Below are 9725 nucleotides of genomic sequence, written 5' to 3'. Positions count from 1 at the left end.
TAAAGGCGACGCAACCGCAGACCCGGTTACCGGAATCTGGACCAAAACGGTCTCGGGGTTGGGCATAACCCCGCACAGCTTCACGGCCAAGGCGGTGTATGGTTTGGGGCAGGTCTCGGATCCGTGGGCTCTTACCGTGACGCCTGTTGTCACACAGACCATCGACAAGATTCTGGACAACGCGGGCAAGGAAATCCTGCCAGGCGGAACAACCGTCAGCCCCACCGTGACGGTAAGTGGCAAGGCAAGCAAAGGGCAAAGTATCGAGATCTGGGAAGGAAACGGAGCCACCGCCGTCATCATCGGCACGGCAATCGCAGACCGGACAACCGGCATCTGGGGAAAAACGTTCCCGCTGGCACCAGGCCCTCGCCGCTTGGTCGCGAAACGCTTGTACCCGGGCACCCCTCTCTGGAGCAATGATCGGTTGTTGGCGGTGGTAACGCTCATTAAACCCACCATTACTTCGATACAAACTGCATCAGGGCAGTCGATCCCAGATAATGCGATAACAAGCGATCGGAACGTCACGGTGTTCGGGAAAACCACCGCTTGGCTGGAGAGCCAGCTATTCGATGGTGAGGAACCAAAAGGTAAATCATCGGCAAATGGATCTGGTGAGTGGTCTGTACATGCACTCGATATGGGTAACGGTCGCCACAGTTTCACAATAAGAACAACTGGTGGATCCGACGCGGTTTCAGATCCACATGTAGTGAGAGTCGAACAGTGGCTAATCATTTGGGGAACAGGTGCGTGGTCATATGATGGGCAAGGCAGGATCTTGGAAGAGATAATTGGAGTGAGGGTAAATAACACCACTTTTACCGGTACACTTTCCATTCATCCGGCAACCGTAAATGGAAACGCAACGGGTTCATTCACGGGGGCGGCTGTCAACGGTTGGTATACGATCCCCGCTGGTACCTTTGTTAGACGTATTGCTGGGTGGACATACTTCGAACTTTTCATTGAAAACGGTGCGGTGAAAATTCCGGTAGTAATCGACGCTCTTGCTTATGTCTAGTCCTGAAATAGGTTTACACCTGTTTCACCCCAACGCCAACGATAGTCTATGTTGAATAGTGTTGAAGGTTATGTCCGCAAAGCCACGCAACCTTGCGCCTTTGCCTACGTATCCGCCAGAATCCGCCGGCTTGTGCGCCTTGGGGGCGGGTTCTATTGTTTGGCGGTCGCTGAAAAACAGCGATCGGGTTTAGCGATCCGACTCCATACAGACGCAACAACACCCAATCCCAATTGCAGTCTGCACTTGGCGTAATGGTGGCTGTGCGTGGGAGACCTTCGGGTCTACCCGGGGTTTCTGTGACCCGGATCGCTAACCTGCGTACAGCCGCCACCTTTACTTGTTTAGCGATGAGTCGTGGCGGCTAAATCCAATCACGGAGATTCGCCATGATCAAACCAACGCCAAACCCTCCGGAAGTCGATTCGACTTCCCCCTACGAAACCCTCGATTCCAAGAAATTCCACGAAGCCGCCGAACGCGCCCTCGACCATTACCTCAATCCGCTGCTCCCCCGAAAACCGCTGCTCAAACCCAACACCCGCTACCTCATCGCCCCAGGCATCGCGAGCGAAGAACTGCTGGCCGACGCCTGCGAAACCCTGACCTCGGCCAAGGTCATGGCCAATGACTTCGCCGGGCTGGTGGACGGTCCGCAGCGTCATGTGCTGTTGGGGATTGCGCAGCTGATCATGCTGGGTGAGCTGGCGGTGAATCGGGTGCTGGATAATCTGGAACTGAAGGCGGAGGCGCCGCTGTAAACTGCTCAGTTTCACTGATCGTTCCCACGCTCCGCGTGGGAATACAGCCCGGGACGCTCCGCGTCCCAAAGAGCGGACGCAGAGCGTCCATTGAGGCATTCCCACGCAGAGCGTGGGAACGATCGATAGCGCCCTCAAAAAGAGAGCACACTCATCCAATTTCCCCTCGATCAATCATTGCACTATTCCCTGCAATGATTGATCAAGGGTGGGCCCATGAACGCTGCACAACGCAATGACCAGGCGCAAAACCTCGGCCTGCTGTTCCTGCGGGTCGCCGGCGGACTGTTTCTGCTGTTCGTCCACGGCTTGCCCAAGCTGCTGGACTTCACCGCGCAGCTGCAACAAATCGAAGACCCGTTCCACCTCGGTGCCCACCTCACTTTGATGCTGGCGATCTTCGCCGAAGTCCTCTGCCCACTACTGATCGTCGCCGGGGTGCTGGCGCGTCTGGCGTGCTTGCCTATTCTTTTTGTGCTGCTGGTGGCGCTGCTGCTCGTGCATCCGCAATGGAGTGTGGCCGAGGGACAGTTCGGCTGGTTGCTGTTGATCCTGTTTACCACTGTTCTGATCGCCGGGCCCGGACGGCTGGCGCTCAATGTGCGTTTGCCCGGAGTGCTCCGTTATGCCTGATGCCCAGACCCTGAATAAACCGGGACCCGAAGAAACCGTGACGCTGATCATCAAGCACCGGGTCAAGGCCGGTTTTGAAGCGCCTTACGAAGCCTGGCTGCGCAACATCGTCAGCGTGGCGGGGCGCGAAGAAGGGCACTTGGGTGTGGATGTGATGCGCAGCCAGCAGGGCGGGCTCGCGCTGTTCACCTGCGTGCTGCGTTATTGCTCGACCGACGCGATGCAGCGCTGGCTCGATTCGCCGCAGCGTCAGGCGCTGATCGACGAAGCCGCGCCGATGCTCGCCGACGGCGACCAGACCGAGGTCAATGCGGCCAACGAATTCTGGTTCACGCCGCTGGCCGAGGCCGGCTCACCGCCACCGCGCTGGAAGCAGGCCGTGGTGACGCTGCTGGTGATCCTGCCGCACACCTTGCTGGTGCCGCTGATCTGGGGGCCGCTGCTGCAACTCAATGCGTTCCTGTCCAACTACGTGGTCGCCACGTTCCTGATCACCCTGACCATCGTGCTGTCGGTGGTCTACGTGTTCATGCCGCCCGTGACCCGCCTGTTTGCGCCGTGGCTGGAAGCCGGTCAGTCACACAAACACCTCGAATCCAACGCCAACCCACCGCGCTGAAGCGCTGGGTCCGGGCTTCGTTTCACTTATCTCGAAGGAACTGCGATGAACGCCGATCTGATTCTGTTCAATGGCCAATTTCATACGGTAGACCGCGAAAAACCCCTCGCCAGCGCCGTGGCAATCAAGGACGGGCGCTTCGTCGCCGTCGGTAACGATGCCCAAGCAATGGCCCTCAAGGGCGCCGGCACTCAAGTGGTCGACCTCAAGGGCCGCTGTGTGATTCCCGGCCTCAACGACTCGCACTTGCACCTGATCCGGGGCGGCTTGAACTACAATCTCGAACTGCGCTGGGAAGGTGTGCCGTCGCTGGCCGATGCGCTGCGCATGCTCAAGGATCAGGCCGACCGCACGCCGACCCCGCAATGGGTGCGCGTGGTCGGTGGCTGGAACGAATTCCAGTTCGCCGAAAAACGCATGCCGACCCTCGAAGAAATCAACCAGGCCGCGCCGGACACCCCGGTGTTCATCCTGCACCTGTATGACCGCGCGCTGCTCAACCGCGCGGCATTGCGTGTGGCCGGCTACACCCGCGACACGCCGAACCCGCCGGGCGGTGAGATCGTGCGCGATGCCAACGGCAACCCGACCGGCATGCTGGTGGCGCGGCCGAACGCGATGATTCTGTACTCGACGCTGGCCAAGGGGCCGAAACTGCCGCTGGAATATCAGGTCAACTCGACCCGTCAGTTCATGCGCGAACTCAATCGCCTCGGCCTGACCAGCGCCATCGATGCCGGCGGCGGTTTCCAGAACTACCCGGACGACTATCAAGTGATCGAACAACTGGCCAAAGACGACCAGTTGACCGTGCGCATCGCCTACAACCTGTTCACCCAGAAACCGAAAGAAGAACTGACCGATTTCCAGAACTGGACCGGCAGCGTCAAGTTGCATCAGGGCGATGACTTCCTGCGCCACAACGGCGCCGGGGAAATGCTGGTGTTCTCGGCAGCGGACTTCGAAGACTTCCTCGAACCGCGCCCGGACCTGCCGCAGACCATGGAACAGGAGCTGGAGCCGGTGGTGCGCCACCTGGTCGAGCAGCGCTGGCCGTTCCGTCTGCACGCCACCTACAACGAATCGATCAGCCGCATGCTCGACGTGTTCGAGAAGGTCAACCGCGACATTCCGTTCAATGGTCTGCCGTGGTTCTTCGACCACGCCGAAACCATCACCCCGCAGAACATCGAGCGGGTGAGGGCGCTGGGCGGTGGCATCGCGATTCAGGATCGCATGGCGTTCCAGGGCGAATACTTCGTTGACCGTTACGGCAAACAAGCCGCCGAAGCCACGCCACCGATCAAGCGCATGCTCGCCGAAGGCGTACCGGTCGGCGCCGGCACCGATGCCACCCGTGTTTCCAGCTATAACCCGTGGACTTCGCTGTACTGGATGGTCAGCGGCCGCACCGTGGGCGGTCTGGCGCTGTACGAAGAAGGACTGCCGCGCAGCACCGCGCTGGAGCTGTTCACCCATGGCAGCGCCTGGTTCTCGTCCGAGCAGGGCAAGAAAGGTCAGATCAAGGTCGGGCAACTGGCGGACCTGGCAGCGCTGAGCGCGGACTTCTTCAGCGTCGAAGAAGAAGCGATCAAGTGGATCGAGTCGGTCATGACCGTGGTTGGCGGCAAGATCGTGTACGCCGCTGGCGACTTCGAAGACCTCGGCCCACGTTCGCTGCCGGTGCTGCCGGACTGGTCGCCGGTGGTCAAGGTTCCGGGCCACTGGCGCCCGAATTCGCCCTTGCAGGCCCAGGTGCACCAGTGCAGCGGCCCGTGCGCGGTGCATACCCACAGCCACGAAAAAGCACGGATGTCGAATGCGCCGGTCAGCGATTTTGCCGGTTTCTGGGGCGCGTTCGGTTGCTCCTGCTTCGCGTTCTGATCCTTTTGAAAAAGCGCCGCTCTGCGTGAGCGGCGCTCCCCGCAACATCCATCCATCGAGGAGTTTCACATGAGCAACGTTCCTTACAAGCGCCTGAACAAAGACGATGCCGTTGTGCTGTTGGTCGACCACCAGACCGGTCTGATCTCGCTGGTACAGGATTTCTCGCCGAACGAGTTCAAGAACAACGTGCTGGCACTGGGCGACATCGCCAAGTTCTTCAACCTGCCGACCATCCTCACCACCAGCTTCGATTCCGGCCCGAACGGCCCGATCGTGCCTGAGCTGAAAGAGCAATTCCCGGACGCGCCGTTCATTGCCCGCCCTGGCCAGATCAACGCCTGGGACAACGAAGACTTCGTCAAGGCCATCAAGGCCACCGGCCGCAAGCAACTGATCATCGCCGGTGTGGTGACGGACGTGTGCGTGGCGTTCCCGACCCTGTCGGCCATCGCCGAAGGCTTCGAAGTGTTCGTGGTCACCGACGCTTCCGGCACCTTCAACACCACCGTGCAACAGGCGGCGTGGGCGCGCATGTCGGCGGCTGGTGCACACCTGCTGAACTGGTTCGCTGTGGCCTGCGAGCTGCAGGGTGACTGGCGCAACGACATGGAAGGCCTGGCGAATCTGCTGTCGCAGCGTCTGCCTAACTACCGTAACCTGATCAACAGCTACACCAAGTTCACTGCCAAGTAAGCTTGTAACGAAGAGGCCCGCCAAAATGGCGGGCCTCTTTTTGCCTTCAGAAAAGGGCTCAGCGCTTTTGCAACCAGCCCAGAAATCCACCTTTTTTCACCGGTGCCGGTTTGGTCATCAACGCCAACCGACTGTTCTGCTGCCGCACTGCCTGCAACTTGTTCAACGCCCGACCCACTTCACTGCGCTGTTCCATGCACTGGCGAGTCAGGTTCTTGTCGAGGCGATAAATGATCGAAGACGTCAGCGCGGTAAACGTCGCTTGCGAAGGTGTATCCGCGAGGATGCTCTGTTCCCCCATGACCTCGCTCGGCCCCATGCGCCCGGCCTCGGTGAAACCATTGCCGTCCGGCACGCTGGCGCTGACCACGCCGGTGGCGATCACGAACAGGCTGTCCGGGACTTCCTCCAGATTGAGCACCACCTGCCCGGCGCTGTACTGCTGCGCGACCATCGATTCGGCGAGGCGATCGCGTTCTTCATGGCTCAGCGAGCGGAAGATCTTCACCTCATCGAGCAAGGCGCGGGCGCGGGTCGACGGTTCAATCACACCGTCCGGGTGCCGCGAAATACCGGCCGCTTCGAGATGACGATGGGCGAGGTCAAACAGTTGATTGCGCACCTCGCTTTTCTTGCCCAGCTCGGCGATGAAACCGCTGGCCACGTATTCCGACATTTCTTCGCCGGCCTCCTTGAGCACCGCTTTCGGCGCTGGCGACAACAACAAACTGCTGCTGCCTTGCAGCGTACGGTCGAGGGCGTTGAGCACCCGGCGTGGGCGGATGTGGTTCGGCACCTTGATGCTGATCGACACGCCGTGCAGGTTGATCGGGCGGCTGAGGTTGACGATCTTGGCCTTGGCCGCCACCGAGTTCGGCACCACGGCCAGGGTGCCGGTGCTGGTCAGCAGGTGCGTGGCACGCCAGTTGATGTCGAGCACCTTGCCTTCGACGCCGTCGATGACCACCAGATCATCCACCTGATACGGCTTGGTGGTGTTGAGCACGATGCCGGAAAACACGTCGGCCAAGGTGCTTTGCAGCGCCAGACCAATGACGATCGCCACCACCCCGGAGGTCGCGAGCAGGCCTTTGACCGGCAGATCCAGCACATAACCGGCCGCTGCGACGATGGCCGCCAGAAACACCAGCGCCCCGATGACGTCCTGCAACAGGCGGCCACTGTGGCCGATGCGGCGCATCAGGATCAGGCCGATGACTTCGGTCAGCACCCGCGCGGCGTACAGCCACCAGAGAATCCCCAGCGCCGTCGCCCCGAGCTGCGCCACCGGGTCATCGGCAAACAGCGGCGCTTGCAACGGGCTGACGCCGGCGTTGATGGCCAGCGCGCTGAATGCCAGAAACAGCACCAGCCGCACTCCGACCCTCAGGGCGCGGTGTTTGAACGGCGCGAGATGCCAGAGCAGGGCGTCCAGCGCCAGCAGCAGGGCGCTCCAGGACAGCAGGTGGGCAGAAAAAAGGCTCATGGGATGAACTCCGGCGGGCACAAAAGAAAACGCCACACCCGAAGGTGTGGCGAGGGGTTGCACTCAGTTCAGATGGGTCTTGAGTTCCGCTGCGGCCTGGCGCACGGCGGCTTTGACTTCAGGAATCCCGTTGAGCGGGTTGAGCAGGCCGAAGTCATGAATCATCCCGTTGTAACGCACCGAGGTCACCGCTACACCGGCCGCGTCGAGGTGGCGGGCGTAGCCTTCGCCTTCGTCACGCAGCACGTCGAACTCGGCGGTCTGCACCAGTGCGGCGGGCAGGCCCTTGAGCTGTTCGGCGCTGGCGTTGAGCGGCGAGGCATGGATCTGCGCACGCTCGGCCGGGTTGGTGGTGTAGTTGTCCCAGAACCACTGCATCATGCCCTTGGTCAGGAAGTGGCCCTCGGCGAATTGCTGGTACGAGCCGTTATCGAAGCCGGCGTTGGTCACCGGCCACATCAGCAACTGGAAGCGCAGGGCCGGGGTTTTCTGTTCCTTGGCCATCAACGCCACGACCGCCGCCATGTTGCCGCCGACGCTGTTGCCGGCCACCGCCAGACGCTTGCCGTCGACGCCAATTTGCTTGCCGTGTTCCGCTACCCATTTCGTCGCGGCGTAAGCCTGATTGATCGCGGTCGGGTACTGCGCTTCCGGCGACGGCGTGTAATCGACGTACACCGCCACCGCGCCAGAGCCCACCACCAGATCACGAATCAAGCGCTGGTGCGTCGGGAAGTCCCCCAGTACCCAGCCGCCACCGTGGAAGAACATGAACACCGGCAACTCGCCTTTGACCTTGGCCGGGCGCACCACTTTCAGGTTGATCGTCTGGCCATCGACCTTGATCGCCTTGTCGCTGACTTCGACACCGGACAGGTCAACCTTCACCGAAGCCTGAGCGCCGGTCAGCACCGCACGGGCGTCTTTCGGGCTCAGTTGCTCCAGCGGCTTGCCACCGCCGGCGGCGAGAGCGTCGAGGAAGGCCTGGGTGGTGTGTTCGACGCCAGTGCCTTCGGCGGCGAATGCATTGCCGATGGACAGGGCGAGGAGGGACGCGGCGAGGGTTTTCTTGATGTTCATGGGCAAATCCTTTTTAAGTCGTTTGAGTTTTTGTATGCCTTGGGATCGGGCTGCTGTGGCGCTGGGCTTCAGGCCTCAGCAACACCATGAGCACAGATTAATCAGGTGCCGGAAAGTGAAAAAGCGGCTATAAAGCGTTTAACTGTCAACCAGAGAGTGACAATGAACCCGTTCGAAGACATGCGTATTTTTTGCCAGGTGATGGACTCCGGCAGCTTCACGGCGGCGGCCGATCAGTTGGGCCTGTCCAAGCAGTTCGTCAGCCGTCGCCTGATGCAGCTGGAGGAGCGCCTCGGCGTGCGATTGCTCAATCGATCGACCCGACGCCTGGACGTGACACCACTGGGCCAGAGCTATTACGAATCGGCGCTGCGCCTGCTCGGTGAAGTCGAATCGGTGGAGCAGGGCATCGCCGGGCAGACTGCCGAGCCGCGCGGGGCGATTCGCGTGAGTGCGCCGCTGTCGTTTGCGCTGGCCCATCTGGGCTGCTTGCTGCCGCCGTTTCTGCAGCGCTATCGCCAGGTCACGGTGGAGGTGGACCTGAGCGACCGGCCGGTGGATCTGCTGGGCGAAGGTTACGACCTGGCGCTGCGCATCGGCGTGCTGGAAGACTCGACCCTGATCGCCCGACGCATCGCGTCAATCGAGCGGGTGTACTGCGCCAGTCCTGCGTACCTGGCCGAACGCGGTACGCCGGTCAAACCGGAAGACCTGCTCGGCCACGACTGCCTGCCTTACGGCCACGGGCGTTCGGTGCAGTGGCGGTTCAATGCGGGGCAGGGCAAGCCGCTGCTGGTCAATGTCACCGGGCGGATGCGCGTTAACAACGGTGAGTTGCTGCGGGATGCGGCGGTGGCGGGGATGGGGATTACCTATCTGCCGACGTTCATTGTCGGCGCGGCGCTGAAAGACGGGCGGCTGGTGCCAGTGCTGGATGAGTTCCGACCGGAGCCGTTGACGCTGTCGGCGGTGTATCCGCAGCATCGTCAGGCGTCGCGACCGGTGCAGGCGTTGATCGAGTTTTTGCGGGAGCGGCTGGATCAGACAAAAGGCGTTTTGTAAGCGCTACAAAACCATGTGGGAGCGGGCTTGCTCGCGAAAGCGGCGGATCAGTCAATGCAGGCGTGACGGACCTGACGTTTTCGCGGGCAAGCCCGCTCCCACAGGGGTAGGGCGTTTCAAAGTGATTTAGTTGGCGCGCTTGTCATCGCCAGGCTCGCCGCCAACGTGTACGCCACGGTTATCACCGATTTCGCCAGCGCGGTGTACACCGTGGTCATCACCCATTTCACCGGCGCGATGCACACCGTGGTCATCGCCGACCTCTCCGGACCGATGCACACCATGATCGTCGCCGGGCTCTGAATGCGTGCCGCTACGGCCCGATGACGCCGTGTTGCCGGAATGGCCTGATCCGTGGTCACTGCCGCTGTGGCCACTGTTGCCACCACTGCCACTGCCGCCGTGACCCCCTCCATTGCCACCACTGCCGCTGCCGCCGTGACCACCCCCATTGCCACCGCTGCCACCGCCCCCGCC

The 9725-nt window shown here is 61.4% G+C and carries 8 protein-coding genes and 2 pseudogenes; 7 read left to right on the top strand and 3 right to left on the bottom strand.

All coding sequences use genetic code 11. The features are described 5' to 3' along the window. The 6 genes and pseudogenes from L6D81_RS29135 to ycaC form a co-directional block, all read left to right on the top strand. Nucleotides 1-1027 (top strand): annotated as a pseudogene (locus L6D81_RS29135) (hypothetical protein); the annotation flags it as partial. 389 nt (nt 1028-1416) lie between these two features. After that, nucleotides 1417-1788, top strand: coding sequence for a DUF6124 family protein (locus L6D81_RS29130; protein ID WP_236182982.1), 372 nt, complete (start codon nt 1417-1419; stop codon nt 1786-1788). Between the two features lie 216 nt (nt 1789-2004). Continuing rightward, the gene (locus L6D81_RS29125; protein ID WP_236182981.1) at nt 2005-2421 is read left to right on the top strand and encodes a DoxX family protein; all 417 of its coding nucleotides are present in this window, start codon (nt 2005-2007) and stop codon (nt 2419-2421) included. Continuing rightward, nucleotides 2414-3040 (top strand): antibiotic biosynthesis monooxygenase, encoded by a 627-nt coding sequence (locus L6D81_RS29120; RefSeq protein ID WP_236182980.1) that lies wholly within the window; start codon nt 2414-2416, stop codon nt 3038-3040. Before L6D81_RS29125 ends, L6D81_RS29120 begins: the two co-directional genes overlap by 8 nt. Before the next feature lie 45 nt (nt 3041-3085). Beyond that, nucleotides 3086-4924 carry an amidohydrolase gene (locus L6D81_RS29115; RefSeq protein ID WP_236182979.1) on the top strand — a complete coding sequence of 613 codons (1839 nt, stop codon included), beginning with the start codon at nt 3086-3088 and terminating at the stop codon, nt 4922-4924. A 69-nt stretch (nt 4925-4993) separates the two neighbouring features. After that, complete coding sequence (gene ycaC / locus L6D81_RS29110; RefSeq protein WP_011333417.1) at nt 4994-5620, top strand: isochorismate family cysteine hydrolase YcaC; 627 nt, start codon at nt 4994-4996, stop codon at nt 5618-5620. Between the two features lie 58 nt (nt 5621-5678). Here ycaC and L6D81_RS29105 read toward each other — a convergent pair whose 3' ends face one another. Together L6D81_RS29105 and L6D81_RS29100 are read right to left on the bottom strand one after the other, a co-directional pair. Then, entirely contained in the window at nt 5679-7106 is a 1428-nt protein-coding gene (locus L6D81_RS29105; protein ID WP_236182978.1) for a mechanosensitive ion channel family protein, read from the bottom strand. 63 nt (nt 7107-7169) lie between these two features. Beyond that, on the bottom strand, nt 7170-8186 hold the full coding sequence (locus L6D81_RS29100; RefSeq protein WP_236182977.1) for an alpha/beta hydrolase: 1017 nt from the start codon (nt 8184-8186) through the stop codon (nt 7170-7172). A 162-nt stretch (nt 8187-8348) separates the two neighbouring features. Here L6D81_RS29100 and L6D81_RS29095 point away from each other — a divergent pair, with 162 nt between their 5' ends. Further along, nucleotides 8349-9248, top strand: a complete 900-nt coding sequence (locus L6D81_RS29095; protein ID WP_236182976.1) for a LysR family transcriptional regulator — start codon at nt 8349-8351, stop codon at nt 9246-9248. A 126-nt stretch (nt 9249-9374) separates the two neighbouring features. On the opposite strand, the pseudogene L6D81_RS29090 reads toward L6D81_RS29095, so the two are convergent. Then, nucleotides 9375-9725 (bottom strand): annotated as a pseudogene (locus L6D81_RS29090) (hypothetical protein); the annotation flags it as partial.

This window comes from Pseudomonas sputi (genome assembly GCF_021603585.1).
Classification (GTDB): Bacteria; Pseudomonadota; Gammaproteobacteria; order Pseudomonadales; family Pseudomonadaceae; genus Aquipseudomonas; species Aquipseudomonas sputi.
The sequence above is the reverse complement of the archived record's forward strand: the minus strand, read 5'-3'. Positions and strand labels throughout refer to the sequence as shown.

Coding starts and splice junctions, on each gene's coding strand:
- L6D81_RS29130 (WP_236182982.1), top strand. CDS start 1,417: ATGATCAAACCAACGCCAAACCCTCCGGAAGTCGATTCGACTTCCCCC.
- L6D81_RS29125 (WP_236182981.1), top strand. CDS start 2,005: ATGAACGCTGCACAACGCAATGACCAGGCGCAAAACCTCGGCCTGCTG.
- L6D81_RS29120 (WP_236182980.1), top strand. CDS start 2,414: ATGCCTGATGCCCAGACCCTGAATAAACCGGGACCCGAAGAAACCGTG.
- L6D81_RS29115 (WP_236182979.1), top strand. CDS start 3,086: ATGAACGCCGATCTGATTCTGTTCAATGGCCAATTTCATACGGTAGAC.
- ycaC (WP_011333417.1), top strand. CDS start 4,994: ATGAGCAACGTTCCTTACAAGCGCCTGAACAAAGACGATGCCGTTGTG.
- L6D81_RS29105 (WP_236182978.1), bottom strand. CDS start 7,106: ATGAGCCTTTTTTCTGCCCACCTGCTGTCCTGGAGCGCCCTGCTGCTG.
- L6D81_RS29100 (WP_236182977.1), bottom strand. CDS start 8,186: ATGAACATCAAGAAAACCCTCGCCGCGTCCCTCCTCGCCCTGTCCATC.
- L6D81_RS29095 (WP_236182976.1), top strand. CDS start 8,349: ATGAACCCGTTCGAAGACATGCGTATTTTTTGCCAGGTGATGGACTCC.